This window comes from Vibrio alginolyticus NBRC 15630 = ATCC 17749, assembly GCF_000354175.2.
GTDB classification, from domain to species: domain Bacteria; phylum Pseudomonadota; class Gammaproteobacteria; order Enterobacterales; family Vibrionaceae; genus Vibrio; species Vibrio alginolyticus.
The window spans coordinates 3062447-3081098 of the sequence record NC_022349.1 but is presented as its reverse complement, the minus strand read 5'-3'; the positions used below and the strand labels follow the sequence as shown (position 1 = coordinate 3081098).

Below are 18652 nucleotides of genomic sequence, written 5' to 3'. Positions count from 1 at the left end.
TGGCTTCGTTGTTGCGATGTTGTGTTTGCAAACTCGTATTTCGAGTTAGGTAGATTTCTACCATAATGTTTTGTCCACACTCCCTGTGACAAAACATATACTTCCTGTATTTATTTTTGACCTGTCTGTCAAATTTGTTACACCGCCTAAATTAGGCGGTGTTTTTTTATCTATCAAAAATCTCATCCGCATATCTGGCAGCAATATCACTTTATTACTCTTCTTTCGGATTAATTATCGTTATATCAACACAAAGTGTATGGCTTTGCGATAAGCCTCAACATTATGCTAAGTAATGGTTGTCTGTAACGCGATCAAAAACAAAAAAGGCGCAAATTGATGTCTCAATTTGCGCCTTTTAACGTATTTTAACAGTCAGCTATGGACGGTAAACTTTTACGTTGCTGAAGCCTTGCTCTTGCAAGTAAAGCGCTTGCAGACGGCTCATCACACCGCGGTCACAGTAAAGTAGGTATGTCTTAGACTGGTCTAAGTCACCAAACTGTGTACCCAGCTTGTAGAAAGGGATATGTTTCACATCCACACCTTCGATTTCAAGTGGGTTATCGTCTTCCTCTTCAGGACTACGAATATCTAGCACAACCGCGTGCTCTTCTACCGCTTGAACTTGCTCTACTTCTGGTGCGGCTTGCTCAGACTCTTTCGCGATATCACGAATGTCCATCATGCGAGCTTCTTGAACCACTTGCTCAAGGATACTAAAGTCGAATTTCTCTTCTTCAGCTTCTAGCTTGCCTTTCACCGCTTTCACGGTTGGCTTCTTAGAGATAACACCACAGTATTCTGGCATTGTCTTCGCGAAATCTTCTGTGCCGATTTCACGTGCTAGATTGATGATGTCTTCTTTATCCCAGTTGATAAGCGGACGCAGAATCAGCGTGTCTGTTACGTTGTCGATGTGGCGTAGATTGGTTAGCGTTTGGCTCGATACTTGACCTAGCGCTTCACCTGTTACCAATGCTTCGATCTTCATCTTCTGAGCGATCATGCCTGCTGCACGCATGAACATACGCTTCAAGATCACGCCCATTTGGCCGTCATCGACTTTCTCTAGGATTTCCGCAACCACAGGCTCGAAATCAACTGAGATAAAACGTACTTTTGCTGAAGAACCGTATTTGTTCCATAGGTAGTGAGAAACCTGCTTAACGCCGATTTCGTGTGCTGGACCACCTAAGTTAAAGAAGCAGTAATGTACTTTTGAACCACGCTTGATATGAAGATAGCTTGAAACACCAGAATCGAAACCACCCGAGATCAGGCTTAACACGTCTTCTTGCGTACCCAGAGGGAAACCACCTAGGCCTTTATGACGAGACAATACTTGGTTTAGCTTGTCGTTCGAGACTTCTACCTTGATCGTCACGTCTGGGTTTCGTAGCTTAACACTAGCGCTTTCAATCGCTTGATTTAAACCACCGCCTACATAACGCTCTAGTTCAATGGAGGTAAAGTCATGCTTGCCACGACGCTTCGCACGTACAACAAAGGTTTTATTTTCGAGTGCAGCACGGTTGAGTTCTAGCACTTGCTCGAAGATATCGTGCAAGTCTTTAAATTCAGTTTGCTTCACTTCCAGTACGTGGTGAATGCCTGGTGTATGAGTCAAAACCTCAAGAACTTCAGCGTGGAATTCGTTACTCTCAGAGGTCACTTCAATGTGATCACGACGGTTAAATACCGCGACAGACTCCGTGCGGCTCTTAATGATGTTACGAATGTTGCACTCTAAAATCTTTGTGAAGCGCTTACGCACAGATTCACTTTTTACAAAAATTTCTGGATGGGGCTTTACAATAAATTTCATAGTCTAATTCGCAGGTTAGTTTCGCAATCAACAAAGAGTGACACTCAACTTCAATACTTCATACGCAGTAAAACCGCGTTTCAGTCACAAAAAGTAGTCTGAGCTCACTTTTAAGGCGCAAGATTATACACCCAAGCGGATTGGAAAAACAAAAAAAGCGAGCAATCTGCTCGCTTTCTTATCTCTTTACTGACTTAAAACTAAAGCCTAGTTATTGAATTACCGGCACTTCTTCACTGTAGAGAGGCTCGCCTTGCATAATGCTGATTTCAACCCGTCGGTTAAGCGCGCGATTTTCATCAGAATCATTCGGTAACAAGGGCTCCGTATCCGCCATGCCTCGTACTCTTAAACGTTGATGAGAGAAGCCTCTCACTTTCTCCATCTCTTGCGCGACTGATACTGCGCGCTGAGAAGAGAGATCCCAGTTAGAACGATAAAGTTCCGAATCTAGCGGTCGATTGTCTGTATGGCCAGATACTCGAACAATGCCTGGCACGTCTTTTACTAGCTCTGCAATCTGACGAACTAAAGGACGAAACTTAGGCTGCAAGAAGGCCGATCCTTCAGGGAATGCACCTTTTTCACGCATACGTATAACAATCTGCTGACCGAGGTTTTCAACTTCAATGGCGCCTTGTTCAATCTCTCGCTCTAAGGCTTTCTTGATGCTTTCCATCAAGGTTTCCATCTCTTGCGACATCTCTTTAGATTGCTGTTGTTGCATGTCCGCTTCGGCAGACTCATTGTTTTGAGTTGACGTTTCTGGCGATTGCCCACCCGTTAACTTGCCTTCATCACGTTTTGTGCCACCAGCTCGCTCAGACTCCCCTTCATGAAATTCGAGCGTCTGCTGAGTGATGTCCATGGTTTGCTGCATGATAACATCAATCGGAGTAGGTTCCGGCCTACCCGGTCGAAACTCTTGGGCAATAATGCTAGTGCCTTTGGGAATGTCTTTCACTTCAAGCTGATTTTGCACACCGAAGGCAAATTTCATTGATCCTGCAATTTGTTTGAACTTCAGTACATCCATCTCAGAAAACGAGAGCAGAAGAACAAAGAAACACATCAGCAGCGACATCAAATCTGCGAATGTCCCCATCCATAACGGGAGGCCAGGTGGCGGACAATCGCATTTGTTATCTTCATCATCCATCACGACTCTCCAAGTTACTCGTCAATCTCAAGGGCACGTTTACCTTCATTGAGGTAGTTCTTCAAGTAACTATCGATCACTCGCGGGTTTTGGCCATCTTGAATCGCTAATACGCCATCCATGATCAAACGGCGATTTAGCGTTTCTTGGTCACGGCGAAGAGAAAGTTTATCCGCAATAGGGAAAAACACCATATTGGACAGGATCGCGCCATACAATGTGGTCAAGAGTGCAACGGCCATTGCTGGTCCAATCGCTTTAGGGTCATCCATGTTTGAAAGCATCGCAACAAGACCAACCAAGGTGCCAATCATTCCCATCGCAGGAGCAACGTCGCCAAAGGCGCGAAATACACCAGTACCTTGCGTATGTCGTTCATCCGTAAGCGCGATGTCTTTTTTGAGTGCCGCTCTCACAACGTCGGCATCATGGCCATCAACCAGTAGATCAATGCCTTTCTGCATGAATGTGTTGTTTATTTCCATCTCTTCAAGAGCAAGAAAACCACCTTTACGCGCCGCATCGGCCATTTCCACAATTTTTGCGATCAGGTCTTCGGGTTCATCCGCTTTAAACATGAAGGCTTTGCCAGCAATCTTTGTCGCACCAAAAAACTGTCCCATTGTGAACTTCATCAACACGACGAATATTGAGCCACCAACGACAATAAGGATCGACGTGACATCGACAAACATGCCGATGCTGCCACCAAGCACCATCGCCATAATGACGAATGCAAAACCACCAATCAAACCTAATAGGGTTGCTAAATCCACAAAGCACTCCTCACGCTATACTCAAATACTGCCATTGGGCGGATTATTACCTGTATCGACAACTCGCGCAGAATTTTTAGAAAAATCTTAGCTAATGGATCACAAATTACACCTAACAACCTCAACCAAAATATGGGGTTTCACCGCTTAGACTCGTTGAACGCTAATTTTGTGACAATTATATAAGGTTAAATTTGACCAAGTTACTAGGCTAAGGTAACTTTCGTGCATCTTACCCGAGGCTTGATTAAGGCAGAAAAAAGATGGCGGTCAAGAAACCAGAAAACATGACCTTTGAAGCAACCATTGAAGAGCTTGATAGCTTGGTTGATCAATTAGAAAATGGCGATCTTGCTCTAGATGATGCCCTGCGTAAGTTTGAACGAGGCATTGCCTTAGCTCGTGCAGGCCAAACTAAATTAAGCGACGCCGAACAGCGCGTGAGCATTCTTCTTAGTGAAGATGATGAAGCACCACTGAGTGACTTCAAACCAGATTCAGAATAACAATCAGTAGTGAGCAATGTGATGCAACAGACATTGACGTCTTTTCAACAAAGAAACAATCAGCAATTGAATTTGTGGCTCGATCAGCTTCCATATCAAGAGCAGCCATTGATTCAAGCAATGAAATACGGCCTTTTGCTAGGTGGAAAACGCGTTCGCCCTTTTCTTGTTTACATCACAGGTCAAATGCTCGGCTGTAAACCTGAAGACTTAGACACCCCCGCCGCTGCTATCGAATGTATACATGCCTACTCACTCATTCATGATGATCTGCCAGCCATGGACGATGATGAACTGCGTCGAGGTCAACCAACTTGTCATATTAAGTTTGATGAAGCAACCGCAATACTGACAGGTGATGCACTACAAACCCTTGCCTTCACTATCATTGCTGATGGTCAATTAAGCCCGGCGGCAGAAGCTCAACGCATCAACATGATCAAAGCATTAGCGCATTCTTCTGGTGCCAGCGGCATGTGTGTAGGGCAAGCCTTAGATTTAGGCGCGGAAAATCGCCAAGTTTCTCTTGAAGAAATGGAAGAGATACACCGTAAAAAAACCGGAGCTCTGATTGATTGTGCGGTAAAATTAGGTGCATTAGCTGCTGGTGAGAAAGGTATCGAGGTTCTACCTCACTTGGAGCGCTACTCAAAAGCAATTGGTTTGGCGTTTCAGGTTCAAGACGATATTCTTGATATCATCAGTGACACAGAAACACTGGGTAAGCCTCAAGGTTCCGACCAAGGTCTGAATAAGAGCACTTATCCTTCCCTGCTGGGTTTAGAGGGAGCCATAGAGAAAGCTCACACTCTGTTACAGGAAGCACTTCAAGCATTGGAAGCTATCCCATACAATACTCAGTTACTCGAAGAGTTCGCCCGATATGTCATCGAGCGCAAAAATTAACACTATAAGCGCGCATTTATATGACTCTTGATATTTCAAAGTACCCAACACTGGCGTTAGCAAATACACCGGAAGAATTACGTCTTCTTCCGAAAGAAACATTACCAAATCTGTGTGATGAACTGCGAACGTATCTGCTAAATTCAGTGAGCCAATCTAGCGGACACTTAGCGTCTGGCTTAGGCACCGTAGAGCTAACTGTCGCTCTGCATTATGTTTACAACACCCCTATCGACAAATTGATCTGGGATGTTGGTCATCAGGCTTACCCGCACAAAATCCTCACCGGACGTCGCGATAAAATGCCAACAATTCGCCAAAAGGATGGTCTACACCCTTTCCCTTGGCGTGAAGAAAGTGAATATGACACCTTATCTGTCGGCCACTCTTCGACATCGATTAGTGCAGGTCTTGGCTTGGCCATCAGCGCACAAAAAGAAGGCAAAGGCCGTAAAATTGTCAGTGTGATTGGTGATGGCGCAATTACAGCAGGCATGGCATTCGAAGCCATGAACCACGCTGGCGACGTTCATCCTGATATGTTGGTGATTTTGAACGACAACGAAATGTCGATTTCAGAAAACGTCGGCGCCCTGAATAACCACCTTGCGAAAGTACTTTCTGGCAGCTTGTACACTTCTATCCGTGAAGGCGGTAAAAAAGTGTTGTCTGGTGTTCCACCTATTAAAGAGTTGGTTCGCCGTACGGAAGAACACCTCAAAGGCATGGTAGTGCCTGGTACTCTGTTCGAAGAGTTCGGCTTTAATTACATTGGCCCGATTGATGGACACGACGTCAATGAACTCGTCAAAACGCTAAAAAACATGCGTGAGCTCAAAGGCCCTCAATTCCTACACATCATGACCAAGAAAGGCAAAGGTTATGAGCCTGCCGAGAAAGATCCTATCGGCTACCATGGTGTTCCTAAATTCGATCCAACGCATAATTGTCTGCCGAAGAGCAGTGGCGGTAAGCCAACTTACTCAAAGATCTTCGGTGACTTTTTATGTGACATGGCGGCCCAAGATCCTAAGCTAATGGCAATTACGCCAGCAATGCGCGAAGGATCAGGTATGGTGCGTTTCTCAAAAGAGTACCCAGACCAATACTTTGATGTGGCGATTGCTGAGCAGCACGCTGTGACACTGGCAACAGGCATGGCAATTGCGGGCGATCATCCAATCGTTGCTATCTATTCGACTTTCTTGCAACGTGGTTATGACCAATTGATCCACGACATCGCGATCATGGACTTACCAGTGATGTTTGCGATCGACCGCGCAGGTCTCGTTGGCGCAGATGGTCAAACTCACCAAGGTGCGTTCGATTTGAGCTTTATGCGCTGTATTCCGAACATGGTGATCATGGCGCCAAGCGACGAAAACGAGTGCCGACAAATGCTTTACACTGGCCATAAACATGCTGGCCCGAGTGCGGTTCGATACCCTCGTGGTAGCGGCATGGGCGTAGAAATCGAAACTGAGTTTACAGCGTTAGAAATCGGTAAAGGGCGCATGGTTCGCCAAGGTGAAAAAGTTGCTATTCTGAACTTTGGTACTTTCTTGGGTAACGCGCTAGAAGCGGCAGAATACCTTAACGCCACTGTTGCTGATATGCGCTTTGTGAAGCCGCTCGATGAAGCATTAATTCGTCAATTAGCCGCAGATCATGACGTGCTCGTGACGTTAGAAGAAAATGTTATCGCGGGTGGTGCTGGTGCTGGTGTCGTTGAGTTCATGATGAAAGATAAAATCATTAAACCTGTGTTGAACCTAGGTTTACCAGATGAGTTTATTCATCAGGGAACACAAGATGAACTGCATGAAGAGCTTGGTCTCGATGCAAAAGGAATTGAAAAATCCATCTTGGATTATTTAGCAAAATAGCATGTAAAAAGGGATGCTCATGGCATCCCTTTTTTACGTCCAGTGTTTAGTTCATGGTTTAATTCATCCAGCCAGCGTATTTTGCGACTAGAAACAGGGCAACACCAGCCATAATTCCCGCCACGATATCATCAACCATAATACCCAGCCCACCGTGAACTCGCTTATCTAGCCACCCAATTGGCCAAGGTTTTACCATATCGAAAAAACGAAATAAGATGAAGCCAGTGATCAACCACTTCCATTCAGTGAGTGGAATATTCAGTGCAGGTACAATGCTCATCGTAATCCAAAAGCCCGCAAACTCATCCCATACGATTGAACCATGATCATGCACCTTCATGTCTGCAGACGTCACTTGGCATATTTGAATGCCGATCACACACGAAATCAGAACAACAATGACATACGCCGTAAATGGTAATTGTGCCAACAACAAAAAGAAAGGCACGGCCGCCAGTGTGCCCATTGTTCCAGGGATAAACGGGGATAATCCACTGCCAAAACCCGTCGCCAATAGATGCCACGGGTTCTTTAATGAAATCAGAGAAAGAGGGTTGGTCATATCCTTAAACCTATACTGCTAGTTTGGTTTCAATCGTCATGCCTGCGAGTTACTCAATAGTAACAGGCTCTTGGCTAGAGCTTAGCTCAGATCATTTAAAGTGGTCGAAGCCACTTAAGTCCCAATCAAGTGGTTGATTGTTATCATGCAGCTCGAAGGTTCCATTTGGTCGGATTTGACCAATACATGTGACCTTACAGCCAGTATGAGATAAAGCGCTTTGTAACGAGCCTCGATTTTGCTCCGGCACGGTAAAACACAACTCGTATTCTTCGCCACTTGCTAAAGCATACTGCTGCGCGCTGATCTTATCATCTAAAAACTGGACTAATTCTGAAGAGATCGGTAGCTGAGAGACATCAATACTCACCCCAACCTGAGATCGCTGTAAAATGTGCTTAATATCAGAGATTAAACCATCTGAAATATCTATCGCCGACGAGGCTAAGCCAACAAGAGCTTGTCCAGCAAGCACACGCGGAGAACTAAGGTAATGAGCTCGCTCTAGTGCTTCCGCGCCGGCTCTGCTGCGCAGAGAGTCATCTAGAATCACATCCAAGCCAGCTTTTGCATCGCCAAGGTTTCCCGTTACATATACCCAATCCCCAGGCTTGGCTCCGGATCGCGTGAGCGCTTTGTCTTCAGGTACAAAACCTTGCACCGTGAGTGTCAGACACAATGGCCCTTTGGTGGTATCACCGCCTATTAACTGAATACCATAGTAATCAGCCAGTTCGAAAAATGCATCACAGAAAGGAGCAAGCCATTCTTCATCTGGCTCAGGCATCGTTAATGCAAAGCTCACCCACGCAGGCGTTGCGCCCATCGCCGCCAAATCACTGATGTTAGAAGCCAATGCTTTGTGTGCGACCCATGCTGGGTTCGCGTCGACTAAGAAATGCGTTCCAGCTACCAATGTATCCGTGCTAATCGCAATCTGAACATTAGCTGGCGCTTTGACCAAAGCACAATCATCACCAGCGGCTAGATGGACATCTTTACGTTGGCTCTGACGACCGACGAAGTACTTGTCTATCAGATTAAATTCACCAGACATAATTCACTTACTTTTTGATGTAAAAGCTTTTGATACAAAAAAGGTCAGCATGTGCTGACCTTTTCATTGAAGAAATCGTTATTTCTTACGAATGTGAGGTGCTGCTTTATCGAGTACACCATTCACAAACTTGTGGCTATCTTCTGCTGCGAAAACTTTTGCAAGTTCAATCGCTTCATTGATAACAACTTTGTAAGGAACATCTTCGCGACGAGTCATCTCGTACATAGCAAGGCGAAGAAGAGCAAGTTCCATCATATCTAAATCCTGCATAGGACGAGAAATGTATGGACGAATTTTGCTATCTAGCTCAGCGTGGCTAAGTACAACACCGCTTAATAGTTCACGGAAGTAAGCTACGTCTGTCTCTGGAGCAGCAAGCGCTGGCTCAGATGCATGAAGTTCTTCTTCATCGTATTTGTCGCCAGACAAAAACTGTTCTTCAATCTTGGCAACATTCTCTTTAGTAATTTGCCATGAGTAGATCGCCTGTAGAGCGAATTGACGTGCGTTACGACGTGCGGCTGGTTTCACACTGGCCCCCATTAGGAATCAATTTCAGATAGTACATTAATCATTTCAAGTGCGCTTAGTGCAGCCTCTGCACCTTTATTACCAGCCTTGGTTCCTGCGCGTTCAATCGCTTGATCGATCGTATCAACAGTCAAAACACCAAATGCTACTGGAATGCTGAATTCCATAGACACTTGTGCTAGACCTTTGTTCATTTCACTACAAACATAGTCAAAGTGAGGCGTTCCACCGCGAATAACAGACCCTAGAGAAACAATAGCGTCGAATTTGCCAGTTTTAGCAACACGCTGAGCTACTAGAGGTAGTTCTACGGCACCTGGACAACGCACAACCGTGATGTTGTCTTCGCTTACTTGTCCGTGACGCTTTAGTGTATCGATCGCACCAGAAAGTAGGCTTTCGTTAATAAAACTGTTGAAACGAGAAATAACGATAGCAATTTTTGCATTTGGCGCTGGGAAGCCACCCTCGATCACTTTCATAAGCTTTCCTTTAACTCTATTTATAAGTGAAATATGTTCATCAAGTGAGAATCGCCGGATTCTAGCACAAATTTGTGAGCAATATCTAATGGAAATTGGAGGCAAATCACCGGTTCCTAGCCATTGACGAGTTAAGCACGTCAAAGACTAGGAACTTATTGTTCGGTTGTTACTCGCAGACGTACTCAACAACGTTCAGACCAAAACCACCTAACGCGTGGTACTTTTTGTTGGTCGATGACAGAAGGCGCATATCATGTACACCGAGATCCGCAAGAATCTGTGAACCAACGCCAACACGGCGAGACGTGCCTTGTTTTTTAGCAAGCGTTGGGGCTTCACCTTTGTCTTGCGCTTCGAACATCTTCACGCGATGAATAAGTAGATCGGTCGATTCTTCATGGCCAAGAACAACCAGCACACCGCCTTCTTCACCAATGCGTTTCATTGCCTTATCTAGTGTCCAGCTGCGCTCTGCATTACGATCGCTACGTAGTAAGTCGGTAAAAACGTCTTGAAGATGAACGCGAACCAGTGGCGCTTTTTCTTTCAAATCGCCCTTGCACATTGCGTAGTGCACTTGGTTATCAATGGTGTCTTTGTACGTGACTAACGTGAACTCGCCAAACTCTGTCGGTAACTTGCACTCTGCCACACGTTCAATCGTTGTCTCAGTGTTATTGCGGTACTCAATTAGGTCGGCAATAGTGCCCAATTTAATACCGTGCTTCTCTGCAAAGATCTCTAGATCTGGGCGACGAGCCATCGTGCCGTCGTCATTTAAGATCTCAACAATCACCGATGCTGGCTCTAAACCAGCAAGACGAGCCAAATCACAGCCAGCTTCAGTGTGACCTGCGCGAGTCAGTACACCGCCGTCTTGAGCTGCGAGAGGGAAGATGTGACCAGGCTGCACCAAATCCGCAGCTTTAGCGTTTGGCGCGACTGCTGCTTGAACGGTACGTGCGCGATCTGCGGCTGAAATACCAGTCGTTACCCCTTCTGCTGCCTCAATCGAAACAGTAAAGTTGGTGGTGTATTGCGCATTATTGTCTTGCACCATTGGTGGCAGACCTAGACTTTCGCAACGATCTTTGGTCATGGTTAAACAAATCAGGCCACGGCCATAAGTTGCCATAAAGTTGATGGCTTCCGGCGTAATATGCTCGGCAGCCATGATCAAGTCACCTTCATTCTCGCGGTCTTCATCATCCATTAGGATGACCATTTTGCCTGCGCGAATATCATCAATAATTTCTTGTGGCGTACTGATTGGCATAGTCTGTTATCCCGTTATTCTAAATTTGTTATTGCGACAGCAATGAAAAATTACGTTGCAGTGAATGCTAGTTAGGTCAATAGTTTGAGCTTTGCATTAAGCAAGTCAATGAATCTCGCGGTGTTCTGTGAGTCTGCTCTTTATCGCATGCCTCACGCAGCCACTCCCAAGACTTATGCAAAACCGTTTTGCTGTAAAAAGTCCATCGTGATACGAGACTCGGCCTTATCTTCTTGTTGTCCTTGCAGTAAACGCTCCATATAACGCGCAAGTACATCAACTTCTAAGTTGACTTTGCGCCCCACTTGAAACTGGTCAATCGTAGTTTCTTCACTCGTATGAGGAACGATCGTCAGCTTAAAAGCATTTTTACGTAAGTCGTTGACGGTTAGGCTAATACCATCAACAGTAATCGAGCCTTTCTCTGCAACGTACTTGCTAATTTCCGCAGGCATTGCAACCCAAAACTCTATCGCACGGCCAACTGAATTGCGTTCGACAATTTCACCAACCCCATCGACATGGCCAGAAACGATATGTCCACCCAATCGCGTTGTTGGCAACATGGCTTTTTCTAGATTCACCTTATCGCCTACTTGGTAATCAGCAAACCCAGTTTTCTTCAAGGTTTCTAATGACAGATCAGCACTGTAATAGTGGCTTCCGAAGTCAACTACCGTTAAGCAAACACCATTGGTCGCAATGCTATCGCCTAACTTAACGTCTGACATATCAAGCGTACCCGTTTCAACCGTGACGGTGATGTCTTCGCCCTTCGGCGTAATCGCAGCTAACTTGCCCACTGCTTCTACTATTCCTGTAAACATACTATTTCTTATCTAATTTCATTACGTTTTATGGTGGCGGTGATGCGAATGTCTACCCCAACCATACGAACGTCTGTAATGTTTAAATCTATGACGTCAGCCATAGCGCTTAACCCTAAAGCACCGATAAGCCCCCGACCATCGCTGCCCATGAGTTTTGGCGCAAGGTAAACAATGAGCTCATCTACAAGATTAGCCTTTATCATCGCACTCGCTAGCGTAGCTCCAGCTTCAACCCATAAGTGATTGATGTGGTGCTCATCCGAGATACGTTTTAATGTCGTTGATAAGTCAATTTGGTCAGCGCTGTCCAATAGAGGGATACAGTCTCCATCAGAGCGAACAATAACTCGTTCTCCATCGGTATGGAACAGCTTGAGCGCATCAGTTAAATGGTTCTGACGGTCTAAGATTACACGTACTGGTTGACGAAGCTCTTCTTGTAAATACTGCGCTTGAACACTATTAGGTAAGTCATCCCAGCGCACATTGAGTGATGCATTATCATCAATCACCGTTTTGCTAGTAGAAAGAATGCCACCACTTATCGCTCGATAACGCTGCACATCTTGGCGGGCCGCTGGGGAGGTGATCCATTGGCTCTGACCATTACTGAGTGCGCTTTGCCCATCCAAACTGGCTGCCATTTTTAATTGAACAAACGGCATGCCTGTACGCATGTACTTTATAAAACCAGGGTTAAGGGCAAGGGCATCTTGCTCTAACAAGCCGATTTGTACTTCAATTCCGGCATCACGTAACATCTGGATGCCGCGACCTGCAACTTTCGGGTTTGGGTCTACCATGGCGCAAACCACACGTGCCACTTTGGCTTTAATCAGCCCTTCGGCACATGGCGGTGTACGGCCGTAATGAGAGCAAGGTTCTAGCGTCACATAAGCGGTTGCACCAACTGCTTTTTCACCCGCCATGCGCATCGCGTGCACCTCGGCATGCGGCTCACCAGCACGATGGTGATAACCTTCACCGACAATTTCTTCATCACGAACGATGACACACCCTACATTTGGATTAGGGGCGGTGGTATAAATGCCACGTTTCGCTAACTTAATAGCTCGTGACATCATGGCGAAATCTAAATCAGAAAACGCTCTTTCAAGAGTGTGTTGAGTCATGAGCTACTCAGTCTTCTAGGCGGGCAATCTCTTCGCCAAACTCGCGAATATCTTCAAAGCTGCGGTAAACGGAAGCGAAACGAATGTAAGCCACCTTATCGAGCTCTTTGAGCTGGTCCATGACTAAATTACCAATCATTTCACTCGGAACCTCTCGCTCACCCGTCGCACGCAGTTGTGATTTGATCATACTGATCGCTAACTCTATAGAATCGGCACTCACTGGGCGTTTCTCTAAAGCGCGTTGAATACCGCCAACCATTTTATCTTCATCAAATGGTTCACGGTTGCCATTCGATTTGATCACTTTAGGCATCACTAACTCTGCGCTTTCAAACGTAGTGAAACGCTCGCTACACGCCAAGCACTGACGGCGACGTCGAACTTGATGGCCATCAGCCACTAAGCGGGAATCAATAACTTTGGTATCGTTCTCGGAACAAAAAGGACAATGCATATCACCTCCATATCTATACCAAAATAACCTCATGAGCAATCACGGATAACCACGCGTTCATGGTTATACGGACTCTATTAAAGCTATTTGGGTATAACGCTTTCAAACCGAAATAAAAGCTCATGTAGTGTAGCGGAATTGGTATGTTAGACAAAACAAAAAGGGGCGCAAAGGCCCCTTTTTCACTCAAGATCTCGTCGAATGTGTTAACTGCGTGCTAAGTAGTTCGCTTTACCAACCCACTTGTAGCTAGTTAGCTCTTCTAAGCCCATCGGACCGCGTGCATGTAGCTTTTGCGTAGATACTGCGACTTCTGCGCCAAGGCCAAATTGCGCACCGTCTGTAAAGCGCGTTGAAGCATTCACATAAACCGCCGCCGAACCGACAGAATTGATGAACAGCTCTGAGTTTTCCAAGCTATTGGTCATGATCGCATCTGAGTGGCTCGCGTTATGGACACGCATATGATCAATGGCATCTTTCACATCAGACACAACTTTTACACCAAGAGTGTAGCTCAACCATTCCGTATCAAAGTCACCTTCAACAGCATCGCGAATTTGTGTTGCTTGAGGCATCAGTACTTTTGCCTTAGGCTCTGTCACGAAGGTCACTTTATCGTTCATGCGCTCTACGATCATTGGTAGGAATTGCACTGCAATTTTTTCATGCACGAGCAGCGTATCTAATGAGTTACACGCAGATGGACGTTGAACTTTAGAGTTCTCAACCACATTCAGGGATTTCTCTAGATCAGCGGATTCGTCGACAAAGATATGGCTGATACCAAAGCCACCAATAATCACCGGAATCGTGCTGTTTTCTTTACACATTTTGTGTAGGCCAGCACCACCGCGTGGAATGATCATGTCGACGTAATCGTCCAACTTAAGCAATTGAGAAACAAGCTCACGATCTGGTTTTTCAATGTACTGCACAGAAGCGGCTGGAAGGTTCGCCTTTGCGAGCGCAGACTGAATAACCTTCACTAATTCCATATTCGAGAAAAAGGTCTCTTTGCCACCACGTAAAATGCTTGCGTTGCCGGTTTTCAAGCACAACGCTGCGATATCAATGGTTACGTTTGGACGCGCTTCATAAATTACGCCCACGACACCAAGCGGCACGCGACGACGAGACAGTGACATCCCATTTTCCAGTACCTTACTGTCTATTTCGCTGCCTACAGGATCGTTCAAGCTAATGACGTTGCGAACATCATTCGCAATTGCAGTCAATCGTTCTTCATTAAGCAAAAGGCGATCGAGCAGCGCATCGGTTAAACCCGCTTCACGGCCAAGTTCGATGTCTTTAGCGTTTGCCGCCAAAATAGCAGCAGAGTTTGCTTCTAGCTCATCAGCAATGATGGCTAATGCTTGGTTTTTTTGCGCAGTTGACGCTGTCGCTAATTCGAAAGCTGCATCTTTAGCAGCTTTACCCATATTCGTTAAATCCACTTTGCTTCCCTCTAATTCTATTCCTGAATGACGACCAAATCATCGCGGTGAATCACCTCAGAGCCATAATCATGACCCAAAATAGAGATGATATCTTTACTGTGCTTACCCGTAATTTTAGTTAGGTCATCACTTGAGTAGGCGCTGATGCCACGAGCCACCAACTTACCGTGAGCGTTTGTTACACGCGCCACTTCGCCTCGTGCGAAGTCACCACTAACTTTGATGACCCCTTTAGCAAGTAGGCTACTGCCCTTGCCGACCACAGCATTGACTGCACCATCATCAATAATGATGTCGCCCGATGCCGCAGGTCCCGCTAGAATCCAGCGTTTACGGTTCTCTAAGGCTTCAGCGCAAGGTAGGAAGCGCGTGCCCTGAGGTTCAGCACTTAAAGAGTCAAAGATAACATTCGGCGCACTACCAGCAGCAATAATAACCTCTATACCTGCGCGGCGAGCGATGTCTGCGGCTTGCAGCTTCGTTGCCATACCACCAGTACCCAATGTTGTACCGCTTCCACCTGCGATTTTACGCAGCGTATCGTCGATGGTTTTTACTTCCTTGATAAGCTCTGCGTTCGGATCTCTACGAGGGTCAGCAGTAAACAGACCTTTTTGGTCCGTTAAAAGCAAGAGCTTATCTGCACCACATAAAATGCCTACCAAAGCGGAAAGGTTGTCGTTATCGCCAACTTTAATCTCGCTAGTCGCAACGGCATCATTTTCGTTTACGATAGGAACAATATCGTTCGCAACGAGCGCATTAATAGTGTCACGCGCGTTAAGGAATCGCTCACGATCTTCTAAATCGGCACGGGTTAGTAGCATTTGGCCGATCTTGATACCATAAATACCAAACAAAGACTCCCATGTTTGAATCAAGCGACTCTGCCCCACCGCGGCAAGTAACTGCTTACTCGCCATCTCGTTGGGCAATGCGGGGTAACCAAGATGCTCACGGCCTGCTGCAATCGCACCAGACGAAACCATTACGATTGAATGGCCTTGTTTTTTAAGCTCAGCACACTGGCGTGCTAACTCAACCATGTGTGCACGGTCGAGTGCCAGAGTGCCGCCTGTCAGCACACTTGTACCCAGTTTCACAACGACAGTTTGTGGTTGTGAAACAACTGCATTTTGTTGATTCGTTGTCATGATGTCTTCTGAAGTGAAAAACAAATAAAGAGAGGATGTTTTAACAATCAAATAGGGAATTAACAAGAGAAAAGGTGCGTTTTCGCACCTTTTTGTTTGGTATTAAATGAAAACAACCAAATTAAGCGAAATCGAAAGACTCCGTGTGATATTCGACTTCTAATTTGAAGTGTTCTTCTAAAGTATCAACCAGCTTTTGATGGAATGTGCTCTGCGTGAGATACACTTCCTCTACCACTTTTTTGGGAAGGGCTTCAGATACCCATTGCCCTTCTTTGTTGTACTTGCCAATATGATATTTAGCAGTAAAGCCTCCCTCGATGGATTCCAAATCCATCCACCAGCCCCAAAATTCACGCTTCTCAGGCGATTTTTTGTCGTCTACACATACAGATAAACAATCAAAATAATAGCGCCCTTCTTGCGATTGTGGTTCGCGCAGGTAAGGCCCTATCGCCTTCAACTTTGACATCAAGCGAAAGTGAGTCGGGCCCTGAGTCGTCTCTGACATATGAATCTCCGTTTTCATAGTTAAAAGTAAACACCCAAGAATGATTATTATTTTTAATTATCATGAGCTTGTTTTTTGCTCAGATATATCACTCTTAACTAATTTAGGAGAATTGTCACCTTAATAATTCATCTTCTAGCCACTTTATGGCTAAATCGAGGGATTGCTCATATCCTTTTGTAATTGTTTTGGAACTGATTTTTTTTGCTCTACCATACTGGCTAAATAGAGCAACAAGTTGATTATCACTGTGTGGCGACACTGGATCGCCTTCAAGACTCAAAGCCAAAATAGGCACTTTGGTTTTTCGACTGCTCAGGAAGCCCTGAACCTTCAATGACCACGCCATCATCTGACCAGCCATGCTATTAATATCAACCGCATTTTTCCCCAAACGGGAAGCCAAAAGATCTAAATACATCTTCGGCATTTTTTGTAACTTCTGAGGGGAAGTAAAAATATCATGTACGGGTGCGCCTAGAGCGACACAAGCTTTGATCTTTTCCTGCTCGACAAAAGAGAGTCTGATCATGGCATTACCACCAAAACGAAACCCAACTAACCCCACTTTGTGATGATCAACCCAAGGTAGCGAGTAAAGCTCATTCAATACCGCTTGATGTAGGCAACTTGAATTCTCGGTCAAGGGCCAATGAGAGCTATGCCCTACTGAAGGCATGTCTACGGTTAACATCGCAATATCTCGCGGTGCAAGACGATTACGGAACAAACGCCACATGTCGGTTTGTAGAGTATCCAAACCAGCGCTCACCATGACCACAGGCAACTGTTTATCCGTTCTTGGTAAATGGAGGTTCGCGATGATTTTGCGATTTTGGTAAGGCACTTCAATTTGCTTGATGGTGTACTTAGTTTTTTCTGCGCCGTCAGAATACGCTTTGTTTGCCAGTACTTGAGCCTGCGATGCCAAATTGTCATTTTTTAAATGTGGGTAGCCTGCAATACTAAAACACAAAGAAGCAGTGAAGAGTTCATCCGCTGCCTCTTCTCCTTGCATTTCATTTGCTCGCTTCTGATGATCCATACCAAGCTTGATCCACTCAAATGTCCAGTTACCACTGTGATAACCCATTACAGTGTCTAACCAATCATCATTGGTTCGCGAGTGAGAAGATGAAGCAATTTTAGACAGTACGCCTTCCATTTCGATCGGAGACAATCCTTGCCAAGCCCATTGCAAGCGACGCAAATGACGATACCAAGCACGATCACCTTGCGCTTCTCGTTCATCAAGTATTTTTTTACTGGTCGGCATGTACTGGGTAAGCGCGGAGGTTTCTTTTGCTTGCTTATGTTTCACGAACAAAGTTTCGGAAAGATTTTTACTGACGTCTTCAGACATAGGAAGAACCCTAGGCTATTAGCATGATTTAATATCATAATAAAAAAATGCCCCTATAAAGGGGCATTTCTCAATATTCTTTAACCGCGCTTATTTTTGCTTGCGGTTTACTGGCTCAGCATACTGGATTGACATATCCCAAGGCTGCTCGATCCAAGTGTCTTGAGCAATATCTACAACGTAATCATCCAGCAGCTCTTTGCCTGATGGTTTCGCACACACAGCGATCATTTTCGCTTTTGGATACATCTCACGTAGTTTGCGCGCTGTATCACCACTGTCTACTAGGTCTTCAACGATTAGGTAACCTTCGCCATCACCTTCAGGTGCTTTTAGTACCGTCATATCGCGCTGATGATCATGGTCGTAGCTTGAAATACAGATTGTATCAACATAACGAATACCAAGTTCACGAGCCAAAATAGCGCCAGGAACCAAACCGCCGCGGCTTACCGCCCAAATTCCTTTCCATTGCTCAGCTGGCATTTGTTTTTCAGCCAGTTCACGGCAGTAAGTCTGCATTGCATCCCAAGTGATAATGAATTTTTTACTCATTGTAATAACCTAATAATTTGAAAATATGCATCCTCAAAATCTAGCGAAGTCACTCAAAAGCGGAATGCTCACTAACTTCTCCAAAATGTTTGGAGACGAGGATTTCAAGCTGCGCAAACGATTATTCTACCGAAACACACCGCTAATACCAACGGTGATATCAAAATTCTCTACCTATTCCGCAGAAAAACCGTCTTCTGTGAACAACGTA

The 18652-nt window shown here is 45.4% G+C and carries 19 protein-coding genes; 3 read left to right on the top strand and 16 right to left on the bottom strand.

What is annotated here, in order from left to right; all coding sequences use genetic code 11:
- Positions 1 to 379: 379 nt before the first annotated feature.
- From thiI to pomA, 3 genes are all read right to left on the bottom strand, one after another.
- Positions 380 to 1828, bottom strand: coding sequence for a tRNA uracil 4-sulfurtransferase ThiI (gene thiI, locus N646_RS14140; RefSeq protein WP_005383617.1), 1449 nt, complete (start codon positions 1826 to 1828; stop codon positions 380 to 382).
- A gap of 211 nt (positions 1829 to 2039) precedes the next feature.
- A complete protein-coding gene (locus N646_RS14135; RefSeq protein WP_017820608.1) occupies positions 2040 to 2987 on the bottom strand; it encodes a flagellar motor protein MotB in 948 nt (315 codons plus the stop codon).
- A gap of 14 nt (positions 2988 to 3001) precedes the next feature.
- Positions 3002 to 3763, bottom strand: coding sequence for a flagellar motor protein PomA (pomA, locus tag N646_RS14130; RefSeq protein ID WP_005381564.1), 762 nt, complete (start codon positions 3761 to 3763; stop codon positions 3002 to 3004).
- 263 nt (positions 3764 to 4026) lie between these two features.
- Here pomA and xseB point away from each other — a divergent pair, with 263 nt between their 5' ends.
- The 3 genes from xseB to dxs are packed head-to-tail and all read left to right on the top strand — an operon-like array spanning position 4027 to position 7061.
- A complete protein-coding gene (xseB, locus tag N646_RS14125; RefSeq protein ID WP_005381566.1) occupies positions 4027 to 4269 on the top strand; it encodes an exodeoxyribonuclease VII small subunit in 243 nt (80 codons plus the stop codon).
- Between the two features lie 21 nt (positions 4270 to 4290).
- Entirely contained in the window at positions 4291 to 5175 is an 885-nt protein-coding gene (gene ispA, locus N646_RS14120) for a (2E,6E)-farnesyl diphosphate synthase (RefSeq protein WP_005383621.1), read from the top strand.
- Between the two features lie 20 nt (positions 5176 to 5195).
- A complete protein-coding gene (gene dxs, locus N646_RS14115) occupies positions 5196 to 7061 on the top strand; it encodes a 1-deoxy-D-xylulose-5-phosphate synthase (RefSeq protein WP_017820607.1) in 1866 nt (621 codons plus the stop codon).
- Positions 7062 to 7119: 58 nt separating this feature from the next.
- Here the strand turns inward: dxs and pgpA are convergent, their stop codons facing one another.
- From pgpA to gpt, 13 genes are all read right to left on the bottom strand, one after another.
- Entirely contained in the window at positions 7120 to 7626 is a 507-nt protein-coding gene (gene pgpA, locus N646_RS14110; RefSeq protein WP_005381569.1) for a phosphatidylglycerophosphatase A, read from the bottom strand.
- 91 nt (positions 7627 to 7717) lie between these two features.
- Positions 7718 to 8683, bottom strand: coding sequence for a thiamine-phosphate kinase (gene thiL, locus N646_RS14105; RefSeq protein ID WP_017820606.1), 966 nt, complete (start codon positions 8681 to 8683; stop codon positions 7718 to 7720).
- A 78-nt stretch (positions 8684 to 8761) separates the two neighbouring features.
- Entirely contained in the window at positions 8762 to 9229 is a 468-nt protein-coding gene (gene nusB / locus N646_RS14100) for a transcription antitermination factor NusB (protein ID WP_005381571.1), read from the bottom strand.
- On the bottom strand, positions 9229 to 9699 hold the full coding sequence (gene ribH / locus N646_RS14095; protein ID WP_005381572.1) for a 6,7-dimethyl-8-ribityllumazine synthase: 471 nt from the start codon (positions 9697 to 9699) through the stop codon (positions 9229 to 9231). Before ribH ends, nusB begins: the two co-directional genes overlap by 1 nt.
- Positions 9700 to 9868: 169 nt before the next feature.
- Positions 9869 to 10978: a bifunctional 3,4-dihydroxy-2-butanone-4-phosphate synthase/GTP cyclohydrolase II gene (gene ribBA, locus N646_RS14090; protein ID WP_005381573.1), complete on the bottom strand. Its 1110-nt coding sequence runs from the start codon at positions 10976 to 10978 to the stop codon at positions 9869 to 9871.
- A 173-nt stretch (positions 10979 to 11151) separates the two neighbouring features.
- On the bottom strand, positions 11152 to 11805 hold the full coding sequence (locus N646_RS14085) for a riboflavin synthase (RefSeq protein ID WP_005383626.1): 654 nt from the start codon (positions 11803 to 11805) through the stop codon (positions 11152 to 11154).
- Positions 11806 to 11813: 8 nt separating this feature from the next.
- On the bottom strand, positions 11814 to 12941 hold the full coding sequence (ribD, locus tag N646_RS14080; protein ID WP_017635684.1) for a bifunctional diaminohydroxyphosphoribosylaminopyrimidine deaminase/5-amino-6-(5-phosphoribosylamino)uracil reductase RibD: 1128 nt from the start codon (positions 12939 to 12941) through the stop codon (positions 11814 to 11816).
- 7 nt (positions 12942 to 12948) lie between these two features.
- Positions 12949 to 13398, bottom strand: a complete 450-nt coding sequence (gene nrdR, locus N646_RS14075) for a transcriptional regulator NrdR (RefSeq protein ID WP_005381578.1) — start codon at positions 13396 to 13398, stop codon at positions 12949 to 12951.
- A 206-nt stretch (positions 13399 to 13604) separates the two neighbouring features.
- A complete protein-coding gene (locus tag N646_RS14070; RefSeq protein WP_017820605.1) occupies positions 13605 to 14855 on the bottom strand; it encodes a glutamate-5-semialdehyde dehydrogenase in 1251 nt (416 codons plus the stop codon).
- A gap of 17 nt (positions 14856 to 14872) precedes the next feature.
- Positions 14873 to 16012, bottom strand: coding sequence for a glutamate 5-kinase (proB, locus tag N646_RS14065; protein ID WP_017820604.1), 1140 nt, complete (start codon positions 16010 to 16012; stop codon positions 14873 to 14875).
- Between the two features lie 121 nt (positions 16013 to 16133).
- Positions 16134 to 16523 (bottom strand): sigma factor-binding protein Crl, encoded by a 390-nt coding sequence (crl, locus tag N646_RS14060; protein ID WP_005381584.1) that lies wholly within the window; start codon positions 16521 to 16523, stop codon positions 16134 to 16136.
- 115 nt (positions 16524 to 16638) lie between these two features.
- Entirely contained in the window at positions 16639 to 17886 is a 1248-nt protein-coding gene (gene frsA / locus N646_RS14055; RefSeq protein ID WP_017820603.1) for an esterase FrsA, read from the bottom strand.
- Positions 17887 to 17976: 90 nt separating this feature from the next.
- Complete coding sequence (gene gpt / locus N646_RS14050) at positions 17977 to 18441, bottom strand: xanthine phosphoribosyltransferase (protein ID WP_005381590.1); 465 nt, start codon at positions 18439 to 18441, stop codon at positions 17977 to 17979.
- Positions 18442 to 18652: the final 211 nt, after the last annotated feature.